This window comes from Paenibacillus litoralis (genome assembly GCF_046244365.1).
GTDB lineage: Bacteria > Bacillota > Bacilli > Paenibacillales > NBRC-103111 > Paenibacillus_V.
Genome location: NZ_CP176395.1, coordinates 2,836,408 through 2,862,632, shown reverse-complemented (window position 1 = coordinate 2,862,632; position 26,225 = coordinate 2,836,408). Strand labels below are relative to the sequence as shown.

Sequence of the window (26,225 nt, the reverse complement as noted above, 5' to 3'; positions counted from 1 at the left end):
CTCACTTGATTCGATTTCCAAATCTTTTTTCTGATGTATATTTAATTCCTATCTACATCATAAAGTGGATATTCTGAACCTGTCAACCTCTTTTTCGCCGATCGCATCGTTTCCCTGAAACGAAAAAGCGGTTATACTAGCACTAGCAGATCATTGCTGATGTACGATTGATGCATAAGGAGCTTCCGAATGAAAAATAAAGCAAGCCGCAAAACGTTTCAAGACCGTTTGGACGAAATGGTCCGCCAGCTAAGGCACGATATGGCGAGCGGACGCTATCCGGCGGGCAGCTTCCTGCCTTCCGAAAGCACTCTGGCGACTCAATTCCAATTAAGCAACAAATCCGTCCGTAAAGGCCTCGAAACGCTTGTCGAAGAAGGCGCAATCGTCAAAATCAACCGCGTCGGCAACCGTGTCGCCGAGCAGGTACGGCAGCAGAGAACCGTGGTCACGCTCGGTTGCGCTTCCTCCATCGAACGCGACCTTGAGCTTACCCGGCTCATTGCCGATTTCGAAGAGCTGCACCCGTGGATAGAGGTCAAAACCGTCAATTACGCGATCGAGTTTTCTGCAGCTCCGCAAAGCTTCGTGAAGATGGCCGCCTCCTATTTGGAAGCCGGCCTGATCGACGTTACGACCCTTAACTCGGCTAATTTGCAGGAAATGTACGAGCAGGACGCGCTCGGCTGCCTGGAGCCGCTCGATGCATCCGCCGAAGCCTATTCGTTCGTCACGTCTCCGGTAACGTTCGACGGAACGATGTACATGCAGCCGGTCAGTTTTTCGCCGATCGTCCTGTGCTACAACAAAGCGCATTTCCGGGAAGCGGGATTGCCGGAGCCTGACAGCAGCTGGTCGTGGAGCGAGCTTCTTCGGACGGCGAAAACGATCGCCAAGCCCGGCGAAAGATTCGGCTTCTACTTCTATTTGATGTCGGAGAACCGCTGGCCGATTTTCCTGCTGCAGAGCGGCTCCCATGCGCCGGCCTCCGAGGCGGCCGATTGGATGAACGGCCTTCGGCTCGTGCAGGCTATCATTTCCGATCCTCACGTCATTCCGGGCTATATTACGGAAAGCAGCGACGACGTCAATCAGTTCTTTTTACAAGGGAATGTCTCGATGATCATGTCGAGTTATTTCAGCATGAACGAGTTCAAGCACGTCGATATCGAATACGACATTTCGCCGCTGCCGTTTCTGGACCGCTCGGCTACGTTGCAAATCATCATCGGCATGGCGATCAGCCGTCAAGCGAAAAATAAGGATGCCGCCAAGCTGCTCGTCGCCTATTTCGCTTCCCGCCGGGCGCAGCAGCTGATCCGCGACCATACGACCAGCTTGCCCGTCACCAAGTCGATTGCGGAAGGGCCGCCTTCCCGGGATGCCGCCCCCTTGAACAGGCCGCAGCACGAGGCGATGTTCCGCGAGCTGTTTCCGACATTTCGTCTGCAGCGAGACTTGAATTTTACGGCAGCCGCCCAGCTAACCTTGCGCAATCTGCTGAAACGGTACTGGTCCGGTATTATCGACGAAGCGTCGCTGCTGAATCAAATCGATGAACTCCGCGATTCCGCGAAATAGGACACGCCGGCCCTCTACCCGCTTCTCTCAAAAGAGCCAAAACGTAAAAAACGAGCCTCGGGATTTCTCCCAGGCTCGTTTTGGCATGCATTAAGCGTAAATATGCGGGTTTTGACGGCGGCATTCTTCCATGACCGCCATTTGCTGGCGCACCTGCTGCGGCGTCACTTCAAGCGGCGCTCCTTCGGTCAGCGTCCGTTTGACCATCTCGTACAGCTGCTGCGTCATGAAGGAGAACGAATTCGTCCCTTCCTCCGGCTCCCATTTATGCTCATACCAAGTCAACTGCTCGTTGCAATAAGCAGGCGTGCCGTCCGCTTTAAAGAGCGGCGTGCGTGTCAGCTCCTGATGCGGCGCTTCCTCCGGCACGAAATATTTCCACTCCAAACCGGCGGCATTTCCCTTCAGCCCGCCGTTCGTGCCTTGAATGACGAATTGCGGTCTTGGATAAGAGCTGCAGGACGATATTTCAAGATCGATTGTCGGACGCCCCTGTCCGCGCATAATGATTTTCACGTAATCCTCGGCGTCGCCGAACGTATTCGCGCGGTCCATGATACATGTAATTTGCGGCATCATATCCGTTCCGAACAGCTGGAGCGCCTGATCCACCGGATGAGGGCCGGTATTCATCAGATTGCCGCCGTTATTCGATTGGAGCGTCTGCCAGTCCCATCTGCGGCCGAAATAGTTGTTCGTAAAATCAACCTGTACGACGCGTCCCAGCACGCCGGACTCGATCACTTTACGAATTTGCGAGAACGCCGGCATGTAACGGGATTGCTGGAATACCGCCAGCACCTTGCCGTTTCGTTCGGACGCCTCGATCAGGCGGTCTACTTCCTCAGCCGTTTTGGCAAGCGGCTTTTCGCACAGCACGTTGACCCCTTTATTCAACAAATCGAGCGAGATCGGAAAATGCAGCTCGCTCGGCGACGCATTGACAACCAGATCAAGCTGTTCGTTTGCGACCATTTCTTCGTACGTCGGGTACGCCTTGCAGCCGAACTCTTTCTCGGCGCGCTCGCGGCGGTCCGGAAGACCGTCGGCCACCGCGACGATCCGGTAGCTGTCCGTCATATTTTGCAAATTCGCAGCGTGAATGTCCCGCCCGCTTCGGCCTTGCCCGATGATGCCCACTCTAATCGGCTTGCTCATCTTCTTCCCCACTCCCGTCGATATCATAAGGCTGATTGGTACAGCGCTTTCTTTTCACTAGCCTTACTATACCGCGGGAACGGCTGCTGTGACTTGCACTTTTTATTCGAATAATTGCATTATTTTTCGACTTGCCTTCCCATAGGTTCCGAAAGAAAAAAAACGCCTTCAGCAGAAAGGCGTCGTTTCGGGATCCGGCGCGTACAACAGCGCTTTTTTGTAAGCGGTCGGCGTCAGCCCCGTCTTTTTCTTAAACGTCCGGATAAAATGACTCAAATGATGAAAGCCGACCTCGTAGCAAATATCCGTCATCGTCAGCTTTTCGAGGGTAATGAGTTCCTTCGCCCGTTCGATCCGCGTTTCGTGCAGACAATCGATAAATGCCGTTCCCGTCGCCCGTTTAAACTGATGGCTGAAATAAGCGGGCGCCATATTCGCCAGCTCCGCCCCTTGCTCAAGCGTAATGTCTTTCATATAGTTTTCCGCGATATATTTCATGACCTGGTCGAATTGCGTTTGCTTCAGCCGGTTCGCGCGCCCTTCCCGGAAGTTTCGTTCCTGCTTGCCGAGCTCCCGGTCCATCAGCTGCAGCAGCTTGACGAGGCTGAGCTGAATCGAAAACTCATAGCCGCTTTCCTTGCGCTTGAGCTCGTCCGCGATATCCAGCAGCAGCTGTTCGACCAACTGCTGTTTTTCCTGAGGAAAGTGCAGCCATGTATCCCGCAAATTGGCGGTCTTCCCCTCCAAGGGCGTTTCGTTTACGCTTCTATCCTCAGCCCGGCTCGCCAAACGTCCGCCGTTCAACCGGTCAAGCACCGTCTGCGAGAAGCCGGCCAGCTTATCGTTCACCAGTACAGGCAAAAAATCGATCAGCACGATATCCGCATCATGACCGTCCGTATTCACGCTGTGCTCCACCCACGGCGGAATCATGAACAAGTCGCCCTTGGACATAACCAGCTCCCGATCGCAAAAGAAGTGGCTGCAGCTTCCGCGCATAACGTAAACAAGCTGAACGTAATCGTGCATATGGACGTCTTGCTTCACCTTGCGATAACCGCCAAAATGGAATTTGAACGGAAACCGTTCTTCCATAAACGTTTTATGCTGAAACAATAGCACTCCCACGCTGCTTCCCCCGTTCGCGGCCATTCGAATGCGTTAATCTGGCCCGTTTCGCTGCAACTGACTCCATTGTAAACGAAATGGGGACTCTCGCACACAAGTTTTTAACCGTATTCCTAGTTAAGCGTTGCGCCGCGTTTAACCGCCTCGCCGCCGGCCTCAGCTTCGGGAACGGCTTTCCCCGGCCAGAATGCCCATTTGCCCAGCAGCACCGTAATGGCGGGAACGAGAAACGGCCGGACGACGAACGTATCGAGCAGAACGCCGATTGCCGTTACGGTTCCGAACTGCACGAGCACTTGTATCGGCAGCGTTGCGAGAACCGCAAACGTTCCCGCCAGAATCAGTCCGGCAGAGGTTATAACGGAGCTCGTCTCACTCACGCCCTGCGCGATCGCCTCGCGTAGCGGCATATGCTTGCGTTTTTGCCAGATGCTCGAAATCATGAAAATGTTGTAGTCTTCGCCAAGCGCAACGAGAAAGACGAACGCATAGAGCGGGATCAAGCCTTGGATCGCGGATGCGCCCATCAGCTCGTGCAGCACGAACCACCCTGCGCCGAGCGCCGAAAAGAAGGAGAGAACGACGGTTGCGATCAAATAAACGGTTGCGACGACGGAACGCAGATAAGCAAGCAGCAGCAGTGCGATTAACCCGATCACGATCGGCATGATGACCTTCTCGTCGCGTTCGTTCAGCTCGCGCGTATCGTACTGCGACGCGGTTTGTCCCGAAATCCAGACGTTTTCTCCGCCGATTCCTGCCTTCTCCAGCGCGGCCGCAGCCGTCTCGCGGATGACGGGAATATGATCCATCGCTTCGTTGGAATACGGATCGACGTTGAATTCCAGCTCGTAGGCTTCAAGCTGTTTGTTGCTCGAGCCCTGCACCAGTCCCGTCACCTTGGTCGCAAAAGGAAGCTTGGCCAGCTCCTCCTTCACGGCGGTCTGTTTCCCTTTCGCATCCACCATGACGGAAACGGGCGCCAACGTACCCGGCGTATAGTGCTCCGAAATCAGTTTAAACCCTTCCCTTGACGGGATATCCTCGGGGAATGACTGCAGCGTGTTAAACGTATACTTCGTCGTTGCCGAATACCCGGCCAAGCCGCCCAGCACGATGAGGCATACGATCAATATAAGCCAAGGCTTGCGCGTAACGAATCGGCCCAGGGCGATGCTGAAACGGCCTACGCTCGGCTGACGCTTCAGCGGCTTGTTTTTGCGCCGGGCGATCTCCTCCAGCATTTGCGGGGTACGCGGCACGAACGGATAGAAAGACGAGCGCCCGAATATCGCCAGCAGAGCCGGCACGAGCGTCAAGCTTGCCAGTCCCATAATGAGGATGGACAGCGAGAACGGTACGGCAAAGCGCTGATAGACGCCATACTTGGCAAAAAGCAGCACGAACAGCGAGATGACGACCGTGAGCCCGCTCATGGCTACGGCTCCCGAGGAGCCGAAAAGCGCCAGCCTCAGCGCCATGTATCTGTCTTCCTCTTCCAGCAGCAGCTGCCTGTATTTCGCCACGATAAATAAGCAATAATCGGTCCCGGCTCCGAACAACAGCACCGTCATAATGGAAACGGCCTGGCTGTCGATCACGATCCATCCCTTATCCGCCAGAAAGCCGAGCAGCGGACTGACAAGCCCATAGGCAAACCCGACGCCGATGAGCGGCACGATCGCCAAAATCGGGGAGCGGTAAAGCAAGATAAGAAGAACAAGTACGAGTAATACGGTCGCAAGAAGCAGCGAAACATCGGCTTTCTTGAATAAAGCCGTCGCATCGACCGAAATGCCGGCGGGACCGGTGACGCGGGCATGAAGCTTCTCTTCGTTCAGCCGGCCGCCAGAGTCAAACGGGCTGACGCCGGCTAACTCGGCGGCGCGAGCCTGCAGCTCTTTCAGGCTTTTGTCCAATTGCTCGTTCGGCGTCCCTTCCTCAAAAAAGATAGGCGTAACGATCGCCGTTCCGTCCTTGGACGCTTGCCCTTGAAGAGCCTGCAGAGGCAGCTTGTGGAGCGGCGGCGCCGACTTCTGCTCATCCAGCGGCTTTTCCTCCAATTGCTTGCTCAGGTTCTGGATAAGCGTGAAATCGTCTTGTTTGAGTCCGGAAGGACGATACCAGACAACGAGTGCGGGCAAGCCGGAACCGCTCGCAAACTCGCTGCGCGCCAGCGCCTCCGCCTGCATGGAAGCCATGGAATCCGGAAGGTTCTCGGCAGCGTTATTTTCGACCTTATTAACGCCAGGCAGAACGGCTGACAATAAGGCAGTCAGCAAAAGCCATACGACAAGCGTTACCCATTTCGTTTTCGGTCCTGCCACTATTCGGCCGTAACGGGCCGGCAGCGATTCTTTCCCCATCCCTTTGTCATCCCCCTGATCGATTGCATTAATTATAATTATATATACCAGTCGGTTAATTATCAACGGGGCGCTTTGTTTTTATGCAGACCCGTCTATGTTATAATCAATTCGATCTTTGTACAACAGCTTGTCCGGAGGTGAACCGATGTCCGAAAAACCGAAACGGTCGCCAGGCAGACCCGCTGCCGACACGTCTGGAGAGCCGATTGCCGGCACGATTCTTAACCACGCCTCGCAGCTGTTCATGGAGTACGGCTATGACGGGGTTTCCATTAGCGACGTTGCGGCCGCCTGCGGCATCACGAAAGCGTCGGTCTACTACTACTTTCCGACCAAAGCGGATTTATTCGTAGCTTCGATAACCGAGAAGCTCGGCAGAATTATTCCGTATATCGCCATGGTTCTGAAGCGCGAGGAACCGCTTAAAGCGCGTATAAAGGTGATGGCGGAGCTGTACCTACGGAACGCCCGCATGGATTTCGAAGGCATGCTGATGAAAGCCGTTCATTCCATCACTCCCGAGCAATTGCAAACGATTCGCTCAGCCGAGCGCAAAATATACGAAACGATCGCAATCGGATTCGATGAAGGAAACAAAAGCGGAGAAATTCGTACGGATGACCCGGTTATGGCCGCTCACGCCTTTACCGCGATGCTGATGATCGGAGACAGCCGCTATTCCGAGCATCACGGTTTGTTCGAATCGCCCCCCGATGCGGCGGATCGGATCGTCGACTTGTTTTGGCGCGGGATTCACGTGTAACCTATTTCAACGACTAAAGGAGAAAGCCGCTATGCTCGCGTTACCCGCATCATTCCTCGAACGAACCCGTGTGCAACTGGGGGAGGACGCCGAATCGTTCCGGGCCTCCTACGACCGTCCGCGCACGCAGGGTTTGCGCTTGAATGAGCTTAAAATCGATACGGCCGGCGCAACCGCCGAAGCCATTCGCTCGCTGTTCCGGCTGGAGCCCGTACCCTGGTGCCCATCCGGCTTCTATTATGAAGAACCGCATCGGCCCGGCAAGCATCCTTATCATGCCGCAGGCCTCTATTATATCCAGGAGCCCTCGGCGATGTCCGCCGTGGAGCTGCTGGCTCCGAAGCCCGGCGACGTCGTGCTGGATTTGGCTGCCGCCCCTGGGGGCAAAACGACGCAAATCGCCGCGAAAATGGGCGGTTCAGGCTTGCTGATCGCGAATGAAATCCATCCCGGACGCGCCAAAATATTAGCGGAGAACGTAGAGCGTATGGGGATTGCAGGCGCAGTCGTGCTGAACGCGGCTTCGGACCAGCTATCGCTGCGCTTCCCCGCTTACTTCGATAAAATCATGCTGGACGCGCCTTGCTCGGGCGAAGGCATGTTCCGCAAAGACCCCGCCGCAATTGCCGAATGGTCGCCTCAGCACGTGACGATGTGCGCCGCCCGGCAAGCGGATATTTTGCGTCACGCGGTCGTTATGCTGAAACCCGGCGGAATGCTGGCTTATTCCACTTGCACGTTCAATTTGGAAGAAAACGAGCAAACGGTGGACGCCATCGCCAAAGAATGCCCGGAGCTGGAAGTCATTCGCATCGAACGCATATGGCCTCATCTTCATAAGGGCGAAGGGCATTTTGTCGCCCTTCTCCGTAAAACCGCCGATACCGGCGGGATCCCGCCGATCGACGCCAAGAACTTCAAAGACAGAAAACCCGCAAAGAACGGGGGGATCCCGCGGACAACGGCGGAAGCTTGGGCGCAGTTTCGCGAATTCGCCGCAAGCTCGCTGCCTACGTCCGCATATGAGGCCGCTCTGTCTGCAAACGTACCGGGGATTGGCGATGCCCCGGGCGAGCCGCTATTGTTCGGGGATCAGCTTTATTGGCTGCCGCAAACAACCGGCTGTACGTTCCGGGCGGATGATTTGCAGGGCTTGAAAACCGCCCGGCCGGGGCTCCATCTCGCCACGGTGAAGAAGAATCGGATGGAGCCGGCCCACGCGCTGGCGATTGCGATGCCCCGGTTGAAGCCGGGAGACGGCGTCGTATCGCTGCAGGCGGACGAATCGCGGGCGATCGCGTATTTGAAGGGAGAAGCTCTCGCCGCAGAAGCGGAACAACCGAACGGCTGGACGTTCGTAACGATAGACGGCTACCCGATCGGCTTCGGTAAGACTAGCGACGGTCTGATCAAAAACCACTATCCGAAAGGCCTGCGCTGGCTAAGCTGAGCGAAGGATATATAAAGCAAGCTTGGATGAAGGCATGTGAAAAGGCTGCAGAACCCGAATACGGCGCCTGCAGCCTTTTTTCCGACGTTCCGGTACCTCCGCAGAGCTATGCGGATACCGGCGAATGCATTTTAATGAATTTGCTCCGTCTCGAAGATAATCTCGTCGAACGGTTTGTTGTGGTAAAGCATCGTTAAGCTGACGGTTTGATAATCTTTCTCCTTATCCAGCTCGCGCAGCAATTGAGCCGCAATGCGTTCATGATCGATTCGGTCTCCCAGCTCCCGGAAATCGATAAAACCGCTTAGCTGCCTCCGGCTAATATCGACGGTTGCCGTTCCGATCGGCAATCCGCCTCTGGATTGCTGATAAATTTCGTAGGTCAGCGTGTCGCCGTCATCCCGCCCAAGCACAACCGTATACTCCTCATCGTCTTCGTCGGTTTCGGCGTCATATCCGATACCCTGCTCCGATTCCGAATCATCCAGCAAATCCTCGTGGGTCAGCTCGACCGTCTCGACAACATCGCCGTTAAACCAATGGTTGATGACGAACGTGTCGATTTCGTTCTCGTCAAAATCGGAAACGAGCAGCTCCGTCGCATGCTCGATTTCGATGTCGTTCGGATCCGACTCCCAGCGGATATCCCCGTTCACCTCATGGCTGACGATTCTGGCTTCAACGGCGGCGACGGTTTCCCGCCTCCGGTTACAAATGCCGTATTCGATCCGGCTGCGGCCCTCTTTGGTTACGACAAGCTCGAAATAGACAGGCTCCGCCTCCGATTCGCCGTCATCCGAAGGCTGCCACTCCTCCAGCATCTCGATTTGTTCGTTTTCCTCGATTCCTTCGTCCCCCGTATAAAAATCGTCCTCCACCCAATCGTATTCGAAGTCGTCGGTCGATACGATATGATCGAACCGGCTGTACGTCACGATTACCTCGCATGAAGCCGCGCGCAGCGCAAGTATCGCATCCTGAATAAACTGCTGAACGAACGATTCGACCTGTTGCTTCTCGGCTTCCGACAACGATTGTTTATCCAGCTGGACGGAACCGGAAATGCGATCGCTATCGCGGTAAACCAGCGTCATGGTTCCCGCAAAGCGGCCGTTTACGAGTATGTCGTTCACTTCCCCGCCGGCTGTTTTCATTTCAGGGCGCAGCCTGATTGTCGCCATCCTTATCCCCTCCGCGTTTTGGCTTCCTTGCTTTCTTAGAATTTCCCTGCTTCGCCCAAAATATGAAACTCGGGGCATCCGTCCAATCGAAATCCGCAGATCACCATACTATATCGTAGACCGATGGCAAATGCGGATGAGCGATCATCCATACCCGAACAAACGGCAGCGGCTGTCGGAATTTCTAGCACTCAAGGAGGCGTACCCCATGTCTGCAGGAGTTGGCGGCGTTTTTACGTCGACAGGGACCATTCTTGTACTGTTCATTTTGCTGGTTATCGTTAGCTGCGCTTGCCTCTTCTAATCATCCCGCTACCCGAAGCGACCCGCATAAGGCGTACGCTGCGAATCGTTCGTCCATGACAGCCACACACTCCTCCATCGCGCTTCCCACTCGCAGCTTTCGCTTTATCTTTCCGGATCGAACAAAAAGGATCGACCGTTAAAAACGGCCGATCCTCTTTGCGCTATGCCAAGCAATAGGTATGCAGCGCCACGCTGACACCTTCCTCGTTATTCGAGGCGGTAACCGTATCCGCGCTTCGCTTAACCGGCTCCGGCGAATTGTCCATCGCGATGCCGAGACCCGCGAACTCGATCATTTCCACGTCATTGAAATAATTGCCGATGGCGAGGATGTGCTCGCGGGCAATACCGAGGGAATCCGCCAAATGTCTCAGCGCATTCCCTTTGGTCGACTTGGGATGCATAATGTCGGCGAAATGATCGCCGCTCCGAATAATCGAGAGCGGGCAGCCTATCTCCGCATATTCGCTTTCCAGCCGGTCGATCTCTTCCCGCTCGCCGAAAATCGACATTTTGACGATTCCTTGCTCGAGCGCCATGGCATCCGGAATCAGCTTAGGCGTCATCAAATATTTGGTGTACATGGCGCGAATTTCGTCGGTCAGCCGCTCCACGAACATATCCAAGGGCGGGCACAGATCGAAGTGGATGCCGCGGGCCCGGCAGTAGGAAATGACGGGCTCCGCCTGCCGAACCGTAAAAGCAAACTCATGCAGGACGCTGCGGTCCAGCGAGTTCACGGTCGCTCCTCCGTTATGCGTCACCATCACGCCCTCGAGACCGAGCTGGCTCAGGATCGGCATCGTGTTGAGCGGGCTTCTTCCCGTGCACAGCACGATCCTCGCTCCCGCTTCATGAACCGCCCTAACCGCTTCCTTCGTCGGATCCGTCAGCTCATAATCGTCGTTTAGCAGCGTGCCGTCGACGTCAAGCGCGATCAGCTTGTATTTCATTGATGTTCCCCCTCCGTTCCCTTGCGTTAGCGTCCTTCCTTAAGCGACTCAAGCTCCGCCCCGGTCAGCTCGCGGTAGCTTCCTGCCGGCAGTTCCTCGTCAAGCTTCAGCGGTCCCATACTGAGCCTTTTGAGAAAGGTCACTTTCTTGTCTACCGCTTGAAACATTCGTTTGACCTGATGAAACTTACCTTCCATAATCGTCAGCTCGATTTCGGAGCGGGCCGCTCCCTGCACGGTATCCGTCTTCAAGACGGTAAGCTCGGCCGGCATGGTTACATAGCCGTCGTCGAGCGCTACTCCTTGCCGAAAGACGGCGGCATCGGATTCTCCGACAGGAGCAGTTCCTTCAACGATGGCATAATACGTTTTAGGCACGTGCTTTTTCGGAGAAAGCAAATTATGGGCAAGCTTCCCGTCATTCGAAAGCAGCAGCAAGCCCTCCGTATCTTTATCGAGCCGCCCTACCGGAAAAATATCGAAGTGCCGGTAAGCATCGTCAAGCAGGTCGATGACCGTCCTGTCTCTCGTGTCTTCCGTTGCGGAAACGACACCCTGCGGCTTATTCAGCATTAAGTAAACGAACTCGCGGAATACGGCTTGTTCGCCGTCCACCGTAATGCGGTCGCGGTCGGGATCGACCTGCATGCCGCTGTCTTTAACGGTCTGACCGTTCACCTCAACGCTGCCCCGTTTCACCAGACCCTTGATTTCGCTTCTTGTGCCGAAGCCCGTGTGCGCTAATATTTTATCGAGCCTTTGCGTCTTCTTCATGGACTCCACCTCCAACCGGCGGGATATTCGTTCTTCAACATGCCATCCTGCCATTTGCCCCAGCCGACGGGAAATCCGTCTACGCAAACGAGGCAGTAGCCCTTGAGCGATCCCGCAAGATCCTTGACGTCGATATCTTCGGGAGAAACCGTAAGCGTCTCCCCTTTCAAATAGCGGATCGCCTGCCCGTATGCCGCCGGCTCGGCAAGCCGGAGATTCAAGCAGCGTACAGCCTGCTCCGCGCGCAGCCCCATCGCCAGCGCGTGGGACGGCTCAAACCGGCCGCGCTTGAGCGTTCCGGCGTACCAGCCGGGGCGCGCTACCTTCAGGCCGGCCAGATCGGGCAGTACCTCCGGCGCCATGTACAGATGCTCGCCGAAGCTGACCGGCACGCCCGTTAGCGGGCCGGTCAGCTGTTCGCGGGCGAACTGCAGCCATGGCGCCAGATCCGGCCCTGCGGGCACCGCATCGCGAGCGCCCGTGCGCCCGGCGCCATGGCTGCGGCCCTTGCCGCCGCGTTCCGCGCCGGCTAGCCGGGCTTGCGGTGCCGCAGCCGCCTGCCGCGCGGGCAGCGCAGCCGGGGCGGCGGTCTCGCCGCCCGGCGCAATGCGGCGCTCCAGCACCGCGGCATAGTGGCCCTCGCCCTTCAGGCGATGGGGCCACAGCCGCACGGTGCCTCGCACCGCCGCTGCGGCGGCCGGACTTGCCGCCGCCCCTCCCTCGCCCAGCGCCACCCAATCGGGGCGGCCGCTTGCAAAGCCGTGCGCCGGCTCCACGGGCACGACGCCAAAATCGGGATGCGCGTCCAGGAACGCCGCGATCCTGCATTCGTTCTCCTCCGGCGCGAACGTGCACGTCGAATAGACGATTCGTCCGCCCGGTTTCAGCATCGCCGCGGCCTTCTCCAATATATCCCGCTGCATCAGGCTGCAGCGTTCCACCGAATGGCGCTCCCATTGCTTCGCCATTTCCTCTTCCTTCCGGAACATCCCCTCGCCGGAACACGGAGCATCGATTAGTATTTTATCGAAATATGCCGCGAAAACCGGCGCAAGCCGCTCCGGCGTCTCATTAAATACGACCGCATTCCGCACGCCCGACAGCTCGATATTTTTCACTAGCGCCTTGACCCGATCCGCGCTGTTGTCGTTGCTGACGAGCAGGCCCGTCCCGCCCAGCTTGCCGGCGATTTGGGTCGACTTCCCGCCGGGAGCCGCGCATAGATCAAGCACTCGTTCACCCGGTTTCACATCAAGCAGCTCGACCGGCGCCATCGCACTCGGCTCTTGGATATAGTAAAGCCCGGCATGATAGTACGGATGCTTTCCCGGCCTTTCCCCTTCCTCGTAATAGAAACCGTCGGGAGCCCATGCCGCAGGCTGAAGCTCGAAGGGAGACAACTCCCCGGCGAACCGCGATGTCTGCAGCTTCAGCGTGTTCACCCTTAACCCGTAATAGCGCGGTTCCTCATACGACCGCATAAACGCTTCAAATTCGTCGCCCAGCATCGCGCACATACGCTCTACGAACGCTTCGGGCAGCTTGATTGCCATCATCTGTCACTCATTTCGCATGTTCAAATATTGCTCACATTTTTATAGTACCTATAAGAAGGAGAATTATCTATGCATGGAGAACATAATACAAATAGGAGCACAAAACCGTATCTCGGCGAACGCTATGCCGGCTCAGCCGATTCCGCGTTTACCCGAAACCGGTTAGCTGCGGAGGGTCGACTCTCTGAAATTATTAAAAAAGGTGGTTCACAATGAAAAAGCTCATGATTTACTTATCCGCAATCGTTGCCGTGTTCGTCCTGCTGTTCGTTGTCAAGTCGATGACAACCGCAGGAAGCAATGAAGACGCCCAGAGATTGTACAACGTCAATGCGTCCAAGCTATCGCCGCAAACGGTTAAAAAACTGACGGATCCGAACTATCAGAATATCATTTTGCCTCCCGCTTTCGACAAGAAGCTGGAGAACAAAGAACCTGTCTTCGTCTATTACTTCCAGCCGGACTGCTCCCATTGCGCGGTCGTGACCCCGATGCTCTCGCCTCTTGCCAAGGAGCTTAGCGTCGATATGAAGCAGTTCAACCTGACCGAGTTTCCGAACTACTGGCAAAAGTCGAAAATCGAAGGCACCCCGACGCTTGTCTACTATAAAGACGGCAAAGAAGTTGACCGTATCGTAGGCGAGAACTCGAAGGAGAAGTTCACGGAATTTTTAAATAAGTATAAAGGGTAGTAGGCAAAAAGGAAAGCGCCGCCTGGGTTTCTAGATGTTAAAAAAGTTTGGCCAGTCAAAACCGACTCCACTCCAAGTGAAAACGGCCCGTTCCACTCAAACATCTTGGTTTGGATTCCCTTTATTATTAAAGCCCCTCCGGGGCAAGGTAGGAATCCAAAGCCAAAACTCGCCGCGGACCCGCTTTCTCTTTCCGTTTCGTCTCTATACTGACCCGCACGTTAATAACCTCCGAGCAGCTATCCAGCTGCTCTTTTCTTTTTGCAGGTGTATAGATGCGAGTTCAGCTACTCCTCATGCCTCGGCGGATCGAGCCTCAGTTGCTCCACCAGCTCGTCCAGAGCCGGATCGAGTATCACGATATCGAGATCATAGCTCGCAAACGGCTCCTCCCGAATCCGGTGAAGCTTCGCCAAATAGTGCCGGCTGTCTTCCAGCAGCTTCCCGAGATCGATGCCGTGCACCTGCTCCGGGTATTGCTGCAGCTTGTCGATTCCCTGCGTAAAGAGCTTAATCGAACCGCTTACGTTGCCGTTCCAATGATGGTACAGCCCTACGGCGACCTGAAGCAGCCCTTGGAACAGCGGACTGCGGCCTTCCTCCAGCCACAGCTCCTCCATCACCTCATGGCATTCGAAATAATCCCGCTCCGCATTGAAATAATATAGAAATGCCACGTACAGCCGATCGTATCCTTTCATCGCGCAGCCTCCCTTGCATATAAGGGCAAAAAAGGCAGCCGGCTTGGCGGAAGCCTCCATTCCCGCAGGAACGGCCGTCCGCGCAAGCTGCCGCCCAAAGAGCCGCTTACCGCTTATTATAATCCTTCTTGGCCCGTGAGAGCGACTCATCGATTTCGAGCGCCAAATCCTTTAACTGCCACAGCTCTTCCTTCTCCCACAGCTCGTTGAACCGAAGCTGGAATTGCGCCGCCTCCCGCACCCGGTGATAAAAATAGAGCTGCTGAATGTCGTTCAGCACTTTGGAGACCACGTTCGATTTATCCTCGAACATGATTTGCGCTTCCAAAATTTCGTCCCGGATACTGGACATTTCCTGATCCAGCAAAAACGCCGCCTCCGCAGCTTTGCTCAATCTGTGCGTGACGTCTGCGGGCAGCTTCTCTTTATATTTATAGTTAAGGGAATGCTCGATCGTCGCCCAGAAGTTCATCGCCAGCGTGCGAATTTGTATTTCCGCCAGCACTCTCTTCATGCCAAGCGCCGTCTGAACCGGATATTCGACGATAATGTGAAAGCTGCGATACCCGCTGTCTTTCTTATTGGCGATGTAATCTTTGCAGTATACGATCACCATGTCCTCGCGCGCGCAAATGAGCTGCGACAGCTTCTCGATGTCTTCGACGAACTGGCACATGATCCGGATACCGGCAATGTCCTCGATGCCCGTCTCGATTTTATCCATCGGCACGCTGAGCCGCTTAGCTTTTTCCAATATGCTGGAAATCCTTTTCACCCTGCCCGTGACGAATTCGATCGGAGAATATTCTTCCCGGCGCTTCAGCTCGCTGCGCAGCGTTTTAAATTTTACTTTCAATTCCTCGACTGCCTGCTCGTAAGGCAGCAAAAACATGGCCCAGTTTCTTCCATCCATCGTTGTGCCTCCATTCGATGCAACGATTCCGAACTTTCCCGGCGGCAACAGTCCGTTCCTACTATAGCTTACTTTCTTCCCGGTCGAAAGGTGCCGTCCATGGGCTGCCGCCGCATGGCGGCATGACGCCGCTTACTTGAAATCCGCGCCGATCGCTTCCGAAATATGCTGAAACCCGTCTCTGCGCAGCAGCTCCAGCAGCCCGTCGTTCAATCTGCGGATGAGTGCCGGCCCTTCGTAGATGAGCGAGGTATATACTTCCACCAGGCTTGCGCCAGCCCGTATTTTGGCATACGCATCCTGCGCCGTAAATATGCCTCCGCAGCCGATAATCGGCAGCTTGCCCTCCGTGATCCGGTACGCCTTACGGATAACTTCCGTCGATCGATGCGTAACCGGCCGGCCGCTCAGTCCGCCCGTTTCCTTCTTGTTCGGGTGCTTCAGCCCGTCCCTGCCGATCGTCGTATTCGTCGCGATCAAGCCGGATACGCCGCTCGCCGCAATGGTCGCGGCCATCATTTCGAGTTCCTCGTCGCCGACGTCAGGCGCGATTTTGACCAAAACCGGCTTCGCCTTCCCGCCCGCCGAACGGTGCTGGACGTTCATCTCATCCTTGACCGCTTCCAGCAGCCTGCGCAAATCATCCCCATACTGCAGATTACGCAGGTCCGGCGTGTTTGGCGAACTGATATTAACCACAAAAAAATCGCCGTAGCCGTATAACTGACGGATACATGCGCGATAATCGTCCTCCGCCTTTTCGTTCGGCGTTACCTTATTTTTGCCGATATTGACGGCAACGGGAATGCGGTGAACGGGAACCTTCGCCAGATGCTCGGCCATTTTTTGCGCGCCGACGTTATTAAAGCCCATCCGGTTAATAAGCGCTTCATCCTCCGGTAACCGGAACAATCTCGGCTTATCGTTGCCGGATTGCGGCTTAGGTGTAACGGTGCCGACTTCCATAAATCCGAATCCGAGAGACGAGAACATCGGAACCGCCGCCGCATTTTTATCAAGTCCTGCCGCAAGCCCTACCGGGTTCGGAAAATCGATTCCCCACAAGGAGCTTACGAGCTCCTTCTTGCGCTTTACCCCATACATTTGTCTTAGAAGGGCGTTACCCCCAGGAATTTTGGACATTGAGCCTAAACCGTCCACGATCAAATGATGCGCCTTCTCGGCATCCATCTGAAACAAAATCGGCTTGGCCAGCTTATCGTACAACATTTCGCTACACTCCGTTCCACAGTTGTCTACATGACAGTTTATCGCTTTCCGGGCAAAAAGAAAAGAGCCGGAGGCGGGGCCGGCTGCAAAAAATGTCGGGAACGTCATGCGTCCTATAAGCAAAGCCCTTACATTTGCGCATGACGGTATGGTAATATGAAGACAAATCCAAATAAAGCGCTTTACTAAGTAAAGCTCTTGAAGTCATGACATGGAATCACATTCGATTTTACATAGGAAAGGGTGTTAAGCCGCGATGTCGAACGTCAAAAGAAAACAAAAACCGGCTCATATGCAGCGACGTAAGCAAGAAACCGTTAACAAAAAAGCGATCGTCTGGACGGCCTCCGTACTAGGTGTCATTGTGATCGGCGTTGCGCTTCTGATTATTTTCAACACCTAAGAAGGAGATTGCGGCCCAAAAAAGATCCGGGCCATGCTTACTCCCGGTACGCAAGCCGTGCTTCTCCCCTATGACGGAAAGAATGCCGCCCGGTCTCGCCAGGCGGCATTCTTACGTTCATTTTAACCAACGATACACTTTGCGCGGGTTTGTTTCTTCGAATAGCGGCTCCAGTTTAAAACGAACCTCGCCAATGCTCTCCTCTGCAGGCAATCCGCCCTGACCGATCGTTACCTTCGTTCCGATCGGCACCATGTCGAACAGCTCCTCTACGTCTTCCTTGCGCATCCGAATACAGCCGAGCGACTTATCCTTCCCGATGCTCGTGGGGTCGTTCGTCCCGTGAATCGCAAACAGCGTATCGGAAAGCGTCATTCCCCTGCTGCCGAAATCGCCGTTCGAGCGGCCGTTCGGGTTGCGCACCTTCTCGCTGATGACAAACGTTTGCTCCGGCGTCTTATCCCCGCCAAGCCCTACCGCATAGTTGCGGATTATGATTTTGCCGCTTACGAGCGCAAGCCGGTGGTTCTCTTTGTCGACGACGATTTCCAGCTTTTCTTCGAGCGGCGTATTGCCGTAATGGTTTTCCGCCGCCGTCTTCTCGGGTTGAGCCTGGGCGGTCGAAGATCCGCCGCTGTCGCCAGCGGGCTTACCCTGCGCAAGCTGAGCGGCAATCGCAGGATACGCCTGTTTCATCGTCTCCGTAAATCCGGGGAGGACGTTGCGCGGATAGTCGCCGGAAAGCTTTTCGATCGATTCCGGGAGCGCTCCTTCGTTTTGCTTCGAGTATGCGATCAGCGAAGAGCGAAGCACGGCTAGCTCCTCCTCGACCGCCATCCAGCTTTCCGTCGTTTGCTTCGCTTTCGTGGAATCGCCCGGCTTGCAGTTGCAGCGTTCGTCGTCGTAGTAGGCGACATCCGGCTGTCCGGTAATGTCCGAACGTTCGCTCGTCAGCTCGATAACCGGCTTCTTCGGCCACAAAACCCATTTTCCGTCGGCACTTAGTACCCCTTTGGCCAGCACGGCGTATTTCCAAGAAGCCCGCTGCGGAAAAAAAATCGTCTGAAGCGCGTTTTTCTTCTCCAGCGGGTTGCTGAAGGCATGCGTGTAGAACACCGCCGCATCCGTCGCAGCCGCAACGACTGCCGCAGGTTCTTCTTTTCGCGGCCGCCAGCTCTCGGGAGCGGTCGCTACGGTTGACAGCAGCGCCAAAATGAGCAGCAGCATGGCAAACCGCCATTTATTCGTCCATTTGCTCCGGCTTGCCGCCGTTTGCTCCCCATTAGGCGCGCCTTCCATATAAAGATGCTCAGGCAGCTTCACGTTTATTTTTTTGGCTTCATAAGCTTCGTATACTTCCCCTGCCTGGGCGAAGCAATAGGCAGCCTTAGCGTCCTTGCCTTGCGCGACGTACTCCTTGCCGAGCAAGTACCATCCCATCTTGTTCTCGGGATGCTGCTGCACGAATTTTTTCAAATAGAGACGATCCTCTTCCATTTGCTCCCCCCTTACAGTTATTTACTATATCGGTAAAGGACAACGAAGTTTGAAGCGTCAAAAATCCCGCCATGCCGAACCCGATCAAAAAGAAAACGTTCCGGCCGCATGGACCGAAACGTTGAGTCAAGTTGCGTAAAGCCTATTCAACCGCAAGGCGCAAGATCGCCGTTTGCCGCGCTTGATTCCACTGCACATCGAGCCCGATCTGCTCGGCGAAGAAACGAACCGGAACGAGCGTACGCCCGTCCTTTTTATATGGCGCGGCATCGATCGTCCGAACGTCGTCCTGTCGGCCATTCTCGATCGTGCGGACCGTTTCGCGGCCGATTGCCATTTCTACGGTTATGCCGCCCTTTTTGAGCAAAATAAGCTCGCCCTCATCGATGTACTCGACCGTGAAGCCCGCAGCTTCCGCAATGGCGCGAACCGGCACCATCGTACGCCCGTTCGAAAGCTCCGGCAGCGTATCGAATTCGACTTGCTTCGTTTCGTACACAACCTTGATCGCATCACCACCGGCCAAATCCGCGGGAAGCCGATACGGAATGACGCGGCGGATCTGATTGTTAAAGGCATCCGTCACGTATATCGAGCCGTCAGCTCCTTCGGCCACGTCCGACGGCTTATTGAAAGAAGCCACGCGATCAACGCCGTTGTCCGAACCTGAGAACTGTCCGCTATCCCCGGCTATCGTCTGAACGGCGCCCTTGTACAAGTAACGGATGGAATGGTTTAAGCTGTCGGCGATCAGCAAGCCGCCCTCTTTGGTCATTCCGAGACCTACCGGGAAATTGAATCTGGCTTTGGCAGCCGCACCGTCGGCAAAATCGCCCGGCGCATACAGGCTCTTACCCGCCTCGCCTGCTCCTGCAGCCGTCGTAACGGTTCCTGCTGCGAAATCGATATAACGGATCCGCTGGTTGCCGGTGTCGCTGACGTACAGATTGCCTTTCTCGTCAAGCGCCAAGCCGGAAGGCTCGTTGAATTTCGCTTTGCCGATCGGACCGTCCTCAAAATCGCCTGCCGCCTCGGCCGTTCCCGGTTTTTTCTCCACGGCCCGCATCGATAGTGCGTTCAGCGTAGAAACGGTTCCGTCAGTCGTTATCTTGCGGATCGAATGGTTTAGCGTATCGGCTACATATACCGTCCCGTCAGCCGTTACCGCCACATCGCCAGGATGATGGAATCGAGCATCCTTGCCTTTGCCGTTCTTGTCTCCGATGATGCCGTCGCCCGCTACGGTCGTAACGTTACCGCCGGCATCGACTTTGCGGATGGCATTGTTCTCGGTGTCGGCCACATAGACGTTGCCTTTGCCGTCGATCGCTATCCCGGAAGGCGACTGGAAGAACGATTCGTCGGGCTTTCCGTCCTGCAGGCCGCCGATCGGAAATCCCCGCATGTCCACTACTTTGCTGACGCCGGCAAACGATAAGACGGTACTGCCGCTAATTTTGCGAAGCGCGTTATTCCTTGCATCCGATACGTATAGCGTTCCGTCAGGCGTAACCGCAATGCTCTGCGGGGTGCGGAACGTCGCTTTCGCCAAGCTTTCCGCCCGATCCCCGAAATCGCCTGTACCGGCGTATGGCATCACGTTCGTCAGTAGCTGAGAGGATTCGCCGCTGCCATAAACACCCTCGCCGGCAAGTCCTGCGGCTGCCGCTCCCGTACCGCCGGACAAGACGGCGGCCATGACGGAGGCGGCTAACACTTTATGAATCTTTTTCATGGCAATCTCCTTTTTCTTGCTTACTAATCCAGACTACCTCTTGGCGTAGCTGTAATGATTTTGGTATACGGAGCCGCGTAAACGGACTTCTCTCCCGTTTTGTCCGTGATAAGCACCTTAACGGTCAACGTTCCGTCTATCGTTTGGTCTGTGACACCCGATCCTTTGATTGCTTCTACTTTAAGCGGGATCCTGAACAGCAGCTTTTTGCTTCCAACCGCTTGATCTTCATTGACATGAGTTCCGTCAAACAGAGCCGCATATACGTAATCAAAGCGACGTTTTCCAGGGGAATCCGAGCCGTGTATGGCAGATGGTACGGGATGCAGCGTGCTTATGCTGTTCTCATGGGAGAATAGCTGCGAATCTACAATACCATTCGGAGACAGCGAGAGCATTCTGAGGTACGGATTCCCGTCTGTACTATAATGAAGAAGGCCGCTCAAATTCACTTCCAAGCCGTAAAGGTTCGGTATATTTTCGCCAAAGACGCTGAGCGTCAACGTTTCCCCGTCCGCGTAAGTGCCCGCATTCGGCGTCAACTCGAACGTTATATGGTTGGAAGGAACAGGTTGTTGGACGGTGACTTGGATGGACTTGGTAAACCCGCCATCGTCCGTCTTTACGGTAATAGTAGCAGTGCCTGGGGATATGGCTGTTACCAAACCTTCGTTATCAACGGTTGCAACTGCTTCATTATTCGAGCTCCAGCTAACCTCTTTGTTCGTTGCATTTGGCGGATTTATTTCAGACACCATTTGATGTGTCCTGCCCTGCTGCATTTCTAGATCTGACAAATCCGGACTGAACGATACGCCGGTAACGGGAATCGTTGGGGCTTCCGGCTTCACGAATACGACATACGTATCGGCGCTTTCGACGCCATTTACTATAGCGGATACTTTATAATAATAGGTTTCATCATTCGTAACATTGAAATCCACGTAAGAGGTTCCGCTCCAATTGTCTTGAATGACGGTATAGCCGCTGAACATGCTGTCGCTTCTCTTGATCTTGTAGCCGCTGGCACCTGTAACTGCCGTCCAAAACAACGGAACTTGGCCGTCTCCGGTCGTTGCCCCCAGATCGGTCGGAGCCGGCGGCAGAGGGATGGCGTGCACCGTTTCCGATTCTACTATTCCAGCGCTATTATACGAAACGATTTTGTAGTAATACGTGGTGCCGATCATGACATTCACATCGGCATAGCTGTTCTCCGTGCTTGCCAGTGTGTTTACTAGTACGTACCCCTCGTTAGCGGTTGTACTTCGCATCACCTTGTAGCCTTCCGTCCATGCTCCGTTAGCCTTCCAACTAAGCTTCACTTTCGAAGCTTCGACAGTTGCGGTCAATTGATCTACAGGCGATGGCATAGGCACATTCGGTACCGTGCTGACAATATCGGACGGTACGCTTTCGCCGCCCGCGTTGACGGCAATGATCTGATAGAAATACTCCGTCCCGTTCGTTAAATTTTGATCCACATAGGTCAACCCCGTCAAACCGCTTGCCGTTTCCGTAAACGACCCTGTACGCGACAACCCGCGCTTCACCGTATAAGAAGTTGCACCTGTGACAGCAAGCCAGGAAAGACTGACTTGGCCATTGCCGGATGAAACCAAAGGAATGAAAGGCTTGCCCGGTTTCTCGATTTGCGGCGTTCCGTATGCGACCAAAGACGCTTCGCTCTCGCCTACCGCATTTACTGCGATGACAAGGTAATAATATTTTTGGCCGTTCGTCAAAGCGGTATCAATGAAGGTGTTTGTCGTAAGTCCGCTCTCAACGGTCTCGAACGGACCGTTTGCCTCCAAGCTCCGCTTCACGGTATAGCTTGTCGCCCCCTCTACGCCGGACCACGTCAAGGTTATGATACTATCGCCGGGTGCAGCGGTTACTCCTGTCGGTATAGAAGGCTTGGCTTGCGGAAGCGCATGAACCGGAGAGGAAGGTTCGCTTTCACCGCCTGCGTTGACGGCATACACTTGATAGTAGTAATTCGTCCCGTTCGTCAATCCCGTATCTTCATAGACCGTTTCCTTCAATCCCGTTTTTACATCCGTGAACGGACCGACTTCCGATAAACTGCGTTTTACCGTGTAACTATCCGCATTCGAAACGCTTTCCCACGACAGTCCTACTTTTCCGTCGCCTGCCGAAATTCCTTTAATGGAGGGCTTGCCGGGTTTCGCGATTTGCGACAACGCATAGGCGATCGGCGACGCTTGGCTATTTCCCCCATTATTGCGGGCAATGATTTTATAATAGTAAGAAGTTCCCGTGACCGTGTCGCTATCCGTATAACTTGTATTGCTTAAGCCGTTCGCTGCAGAGACATATTCTCCATCTTGCTTCGTACTGCGCAGAACCGAATACGATGTCGCTCCGCTTACGGAACCCCACGACAGCTTTACTTTGCCGTCCGGAAGGGCTACCGCAACTACATTGGCCGGTGCCGACGGTGGCTGCACCGTCGTACCGGTGCCGGACGAATCCGTCGGCGCAGGAGTCGGTGTCGGCTGATTCTTTCGCTCCGCCTCTTCGAACCGCTTGCGCTCCTCGGGAGTCATCTTGTTCAGCAGCTCTTGCTTCGCTTTTTCCTGCTGCTGCTTTAAACTGTTCGCATTGGCCTCGCTTAGCCTTTTTTTATCTAATTCGATTTGCAGCAGGATAAGCTCAAGCTGCTTCTTGATTTTATCGGCCGACGCTTTCGCTGCTTCAGCCCGCTTCTTTTTCTCCAACTCCAGCCGCTCGAGAGCGGTTTTTTTAGCCTTTTCACGTTCGGGATCCGTGCCGGCCGTTTTATCGAGCTCTTCGACCTTGTTCAAATCGAGCTTCTTGGCAGGATCGTTCGTTTTGCTATTGGCAGCGTCAATTCGTTTCTGGAGCTCCTCCTTATCCACTTTGCCGTTCTGGATGGCCGATTTGATCACGTTCCCGATCAGATTGTTCAAGTTTTTGTTTACTTTATCCAATTCGTTCTGGTCTTTGATAATAAGCGAACCATCGTCGCTGCCGCTTGTTCCTTGTTCCAGCTCTTTCTTCTTCTTCTGAATAAATTCGTCGTTCTCCCGGTCGATATCGGCTTTATTCTTCAAGATCGCTTCAATGATCTTAGCCGATGCTTGCTTCACGATTTCATTCGTATCGACTATGCCGAGCTTCGTTCCCAAGTCATCGAGCTCTTCCCCGCTATCCAGGCTAATTTGCTGCGAGGGGAGAACTAGCGTTTGGCCGTTCAGTCCCTTTGCATCGCGTTGGTTCGATATCACCCTGAGAAACCCGGACAACGCGGTGTAAGAGGATTGGCCGGTTACCGGATTCACCGTTGTGAGCACATTCGTCCCGCGCACGCCCATAACCGCCGTCGGCGTCTCGACCTCGAACTCGTCGACACCCGCAAGCTTTTTAACGGAGGACCAGAGCGAGCCGGCCCACATTTTGATCTTGGACTTCTTGCCGGATCCTTTGACTGCCAAATCCGATACGTATATTTCGGAATTTGCCCCGATCGTCAGCTCGTCCTCGGTATCTTTAATTTTGACGACCAAGTAGGAATCTTCTTCCGTCGTTATGTAATCTCCCTCGTTAAGCGCCATGTCCACATAAGCCTCGTAGGACTTTGATCCTCCTGCGCTCTTGACGTTGACGGTCCCGCCAACCTCGTCCACGATCGCAATCCTGGTCGATTTGGCTTCTGCCGGCGCTGCTTTCCATAACGAAAACGAGCCGAACAACAGCGTAAAACACAATACTAGCGACACGTATGCGTACAGCTTTCTCTTCACTGGAAATCTCCTTCCTCCATCCTGTTTCTTCCTATGTTTATTTTACGTTTGGGTCAACCAATTGACAATCTTATTTTGTCGAGATTTGTTCGTTTTTCCTTGCCGGACTAAGGATTTCCGTACATTTCGACGTAAATCGATTGTAAATGTCAGCTTTTGTATTGAGAACGATTCCCTTTTATATTATTGTGAGAGATAGATAGAATAGGCCGTTAGCCTTAGCAACAATAACCTATACCGTAAACGGGAGTCGATTATGAAAAGAAAACTGTGGATTGCCGCCATTATCGGAAACGTTCCGACCCTCCTCATCTGCTTCCTGCTGATCAGCGCGCTGTCGGTTTGGAACAACGCCTTGTACGATTTCAATATGAAATCGACCATGTCGCACGACAACGGTCACGACATCGTAGTCGTCGGCATCGACGACGAATCGCTGAAGGAAATCGGAGCTTGGCCGTGGGACCGCAAGGTATTCGCCACCCTGATCGACAAGCTCGAGCAAGCGGGAGCGAAAGCGATCGCCTTCGACGTCATGTTTAATGAAAAGAGCAATGTCGAAAGCGACAAAGCGCTTGCCGACGTCCTGGCCAAGCATAAAAACATCATTTTCCCGGCGCAGGCGGTATTCGAAGGAAGCTATAACTCTTTCGACAACACTTCGATGGCCGTGCACTTGCCGGATCAGCCGATTCAGGCCAAGGGGCTGACGACCTCGCTGCCGGATTTCTACAAGCTGACCCATAACGCGCATATCAATGCCGCCACCGATAACGACGGGGTGATCCGGAATACGTTTCTGCAAATTCAAACGCCGCAAGGAACGATCGATTCCCTCGCTGTCAAAACGGCGGAGCTGGCCGGGGTCGACGTCAAGAAAGCGCTGGACCGTTATCCGGACAAAGAGATGGAAATCCGGTACGACATGCTTTCCTCGGATTTCGATTACCAGCCGGTTTCCAAAATATTGAACGGCACCCCGAAGCTTAAGGACCGCATCGTCATCGTCGGCTTTACCGCCAACGGCTTTGAGAATGACGACGGCATAACGCCGATCGAGAAAAAAACGAAGCTCGTGTACGTCCACGCCAACATCGTCAATCAGTTCCTTTACGACAACCAGATAAAATCGGCCGGACTTGGCGTAACTTATTCCATAATTGCCATTATGATTGCGCTGGCGCTGTTCGTCACTTGGAGATTGAAGCCGACGGTGAGCGTGATCATCGTTTTCGCCGCCATCGCTCTGCTGCTGATCGCCCAATATTGGCTGTTCGGCTCACGCGATCTGTTTATTAACACCGTCAACCCGATTGCCGCTCTGCTGTTAGCTTTCTTGGTGAACATTTCGATCAAGACCTACTTCGAGACGAAGCAAAAAAACTATATTACGAAACAGTTCGGCCGCTACATTTCGCCGGAGCTCGTTAAGGAAATCGCCAAAAGCGATCAGGAAATCAAGCTCGGAGGCATCAGCAAGGAGCTGACCGTTCTATTCCTCGACGTGAGGGGCTTTACTCCGTTGTCAGAAAAGCTGACGCCGGAAGAGGTCGTCGGCTTCCTCAATATGATGTTCGACTTGATTACGGAGAAAGCGCTCGTCAATCACGGCACGATCGATAAGTTTATTGGTGACGCGGCGATGATTTTGTTCAACGCTCCGCTCGATGTCGAACATCATGAATACTATGCGGTCAAAACGGCCTACGAAATCCAAAAAGGGATGGAGAAGGTGCGGAAGGACGTAGAGGACAAATACGGCGTGACGATCGCCGTCGGCATCGGCATCAACACCGGCGAGGTTGTCGTCGGCAACATCGGTTCCTACCTGCGGGTCGATTACACGGCAATCGGCGATAATGTCAATACGGCGGCGCGGATCGAATCGAATACGCAGCCGAATCAGGTGCTCGTTTCGGAAGCGACCTACGAACGGACGCAAAGCTATTTCGAGTACAACTGTATCGGCGAGAAAATGATGAAAGGCAAAAGCGTGCCGGTCAAGCTATACGAGGTGCTCGGTCATGTGAAAACGCCGGAGTGAAGAA

Annotated in this window: 20 protein-coding genes; 7 read left to right on the top strand and 13 right to left on the bottom strand. The window is 54.4% G+C overall.

Annotation, left to right across the window (positions count from 1 at the left end; translation table 11 throughout):
* The first annotated feature begins 189 nt into the window (after positions 1-189).
* On the top strand, positions 190-1,581 hold the full coding sequence (locus ACKGJP_RS11485) for an extracellular solute-binding protein (RefSeq protein WP_409345787.1): 1,392 nt from the start codon (positions 190-192) through the stop codon (positions 1,579-1,581).
* Between the two features lie 90 nt (positions 1,582-1,671).
* Here the strand turns inward: ACKGJP_RS11485 and ACKGJP_RS11480 are convergent, their stop codons facing one another.
* The 3 genes from ACKGJP_RS11480 to ACKGJP_RS11470 form a co-directional block, all read right to left on the bottom strand.
* Complete coding sequence (locus tag ACKGJP_RS11480; RefSeq protein WP_409345786.1) at positions 1,672-2,739, bottom strand: Gfo/Idh/MocA family protein; 1,068 nt, start codon at positions 2,737-2,739, stop codon at positions 1,672-1,674.
* Positions 2,740-2,907: 168 nt separating this feature from the next.
* A complete protein-coding gene (locus ACKGJP_RS11475) occupies positions 2,908-3,867 on the bottom strand; it encodes an AraC family transcriptional regulator (RefSeq protein WP_409345785.1) in 960 nt (319 codons plus the stop codon).
* 113 nt (positions 3,868-3,980) lie between these two features.
* Entirely contained in the window at positions 3,981-6,233 is a 2,253-nt protein-coding gene (locus tag ACKGJP_RS11470; protein WP_409345784.1) for an MMPL family transporter, read from the bottom strand.
* A gap of 148 nt (positions 6,234-6,381) precedes the next feature.
* Between ACKGJP_RS11470 and ACKGJP_RS11465 the strand changes: the two genes are divergently transcribed.
* Both ACKGJP_RS11465 and ACKGJP_RS11460 read left to right on the top strand, forming a co-directional pair.
* Entirely contained in the window at positions 6,382-6,999 is a 618-nt protein-coding gene (locus ACKGJP_RS11465; protein WP_409345783.1) for a TetR/AcrR family transcriptional regulator, read from the top strand.
* Between the two features lie 31 nt (positions 7,000-7,030).
* Complete coding sequence (locus ACKGJP_RS11460) at positions 7,031-8,449, top strand: RsmF rRNA methyltransferase first C-terminal domain-containing protein (RefSeq protein WP_409345782.1); 1,419 nt, start codon at positions 7,031-7,033, stop codon at positions 8,447-8,449.
* Positions 8,450-8,580: 131 nt separating this feature from the next.
* On the opposite strand, the gene ACKGJP_RS11455 is transcribed toward ACKGJP_RS11460, so the two are convergent.
* Positions 8,581-9,630: a hypothetical protein gene (locus ACKGJP_RS11455; RefSeq protein ID WP_409345781.1), complete on the bottom strand. Its 1,050-nt coding sequence runs from the start codon at positions 9,628-9,630 to the stop codon at positions 8,581-8,583.
* Positions 9,631-9,838: 208 nt separating this feature from the next.
* Between ACKGJP_RS11455 and ACKGJP_RS11450 the strand changes: the two genes are divergently transcribed.
* Positions 9,839-9,934: a YjcZ family sporulation protein gene (locus ACKGJP_RS11450; protein WP_409345780.1), complete on the top strand. Its 96-nt coding sequence runs from the start codon at positions 9,839-9,841 to the stop codon at positions 9,932-9,934.
* A gap of 163 nt (positions 9,935-10,097) precedes the next feature.
* Here the strand turns inward: ACKGJP_RS11450 and ACKGJP_RS11445 are convergent, their stop codons facing one another.
* The 3 genes from ACKGJP_RS11445 to ACKGJP_RS11435 are packed head-to-tail and all read right to left on the bottom strand — an operon-like array spanning position 10,098 to position 13,215.
* Positions 10,098-10,889 carry a Cof-type HAD-IIB family hydrolase gene (locus tag ACKGJP_RS11445; RefSeq protein WP_409345779.1) on the bottom strand — a complete coding sequence of 264 codons (792 nt, stop codon included), beginning with the start codon at positions 10,887-10,889 and terminating at the stop codon, positions 10,098-10,100.
* Positions 10,890-10,915: 26 nt separating this feature from the next.
* Positions 10,916-11,662 carry a pseudouridine synthase gene (locus tag ACKGJP_RS11440; protein WP_409345778.1) on the bottom strand — a complete coding sequence of 249 codons (747 nt, stop codon included), beginning with the start codon at positions 11,660-11,662 and terminating at the stop codon, positions 10,916-10,918.
* Entirely contained in the window at positions 11,659-13,215 is a 1,557-nt protein-coding gene (locus ACKGJP_RS11435; protein WP_409347135.1) for an RsmB/NOP family class I SAM-dependent RNA methyltransferase, read from the bottom strand. The genes ACKGJP_RS11440 and ACKGJP_RS11435 overlap by 4 nt, the downstream gene beginning before the upstream one ends.
* Before the next feature lie 215 nt (positions 13,216-13,430).
* On the opposite strand from ACKGJP_RS11435, the gene ACKGJP_RS11430 reads away from it, so the two are divergent.
* Positions 13,431-13,910 carry a thioredoxin family protein gene (locus ACKGJP_RS11430; RefSeq protein WP_409345777.1) on the top strand — a complete coding sequence of 160 codons (480 nt, stop codon included), beginning with the start codon at positions 13,431-13,433 and terminating at the stop codon, positions 13,908-13,910.
* Between the two features lie 287 nt (positions 13,911-14,197).
* Here the strand turns inward: ACKGJP_RS11430 and ACKGJP_RS11425 are convergent, their stop codons facing one another.
* The 3 genes from ACKGJP_RS11425 to ACKGJP_RS11415 all read right to left on the bottom strand — a co-directional run bounded on the left by ACKGJP_RS11425 (position 14,198) and on the right by ACKGJP_RS11415 (position 16,754).
* Positions 14,198-14,611 carry a DUF309 domain-containing protein gene (locus ACKGJP_RS11425; protein WP_409345776.1) on the bottom strand — a complete coding sequence of 138 codons (414 nt, stop codon included), beginning with the start codon at positions 14,609-14,611 and terminating at the stop codon, positions 14,198-14,200.
* 106 nt (positions 14,612-14,717) lie between these two features.
* Complete coding sequence (locus ACKGJP_RS11420; RefSeq protein ID WP_409345775.1) at positions 14,718-15,524, bottom strand: GTP pyrophosphokinase family protein; 807 nt, start codon at positions 15,522-15,524, stop codon at positions 14,718-14,720.
* 132 nt (positions 15,525-15,656) lie between these two features.
* Positions 15,657-16,754, bottom strand: coding sequence for a quinone-dependent dihydroorotate dehydrogenase (locus ACKGJP_RS11415; RefSeq protein WP_409345774.1), 1,098 nt, complete (start codon positions 16,752-16,754; stop codon positions 15,657-15,659).
* A 256-nt stretch (positions 16,755-17,010) separates the two neighbouring features.
* On the opposite strand from ACKGJP_RS11415, the gene ACKGJP_RS11410 reads away from it, so the two are divergent.
* Positions 17,011-17,157 (top strand): hypothetical protein, encoded by a 147-nt coding sequence (locus ACKGJP_RS11410; RefSeq protein WP_409345773.1) that lies wholly within the window; start codon positions 17,011-17,013, stop codon positions 17,155-17,157.
* Positions 17,158-17,274: 117 nt separating this feature from the next.
* On the opposite strand, the gene ACKGJP_RS11405 is transcribed toward ACKGJP_RS11410, so the two are convergent.
* From ACKGJP_RS11405 to ACKGJP_RS11395, 3 genes are all read right to left on the bottom strand, one after another.
* Positions 17,275-18,654 (bottom strand): L,D-transpeptidase family protein, encoded by a 1,380-nt coding sequence (locus tag ACKGJP_RS11405; protein WP_409345772.1) that lies wholly within the window; start codon positions 18,652-18,654, stop codon positions 17,275-17,277.
* 142 nt (positions 18,655-18,796) lie between these two features.
* A complete protein-coding gene (locus ACKGJP_RS11400) occupies positions 18,797-20,389 on the bottom strand; it encodes a stalk domain-containing protein (RefSeq protein ID WP_409345771.1) in 1,593 nt (530 codons plus the stop codon).
* Between the two features lie 23 nt (positions 20,390-20,412).
* Entirely contained in the window at positions 20,413-24,177 is a 3,765-nt protein-coding gene (locus ACKGJP_RS11395; protein WP_409345770.1) for a fibronectin type III domain-containing protein, read from the bottom strand.
* 256 nt (positions 24,178-24,433) lie between these two features.
* On the opposite strand from ACKGJP_RS11395, the gene ACKGJP_RS11390 reads away from it, so the two are divergent.
* Positions 24,434-26,221, top strand: coding sequence for a CHASE2 domain-containing protein (locus tag ACKGJP_RS11390; RefSeq protein WP_409345769.1), 1,788 nt, complete (start codon positions 24,434-24,436; stop codon positions 26,219-26,221).
* Positions 26,222-26,225 lie beyond the last annotated feature (4 nt).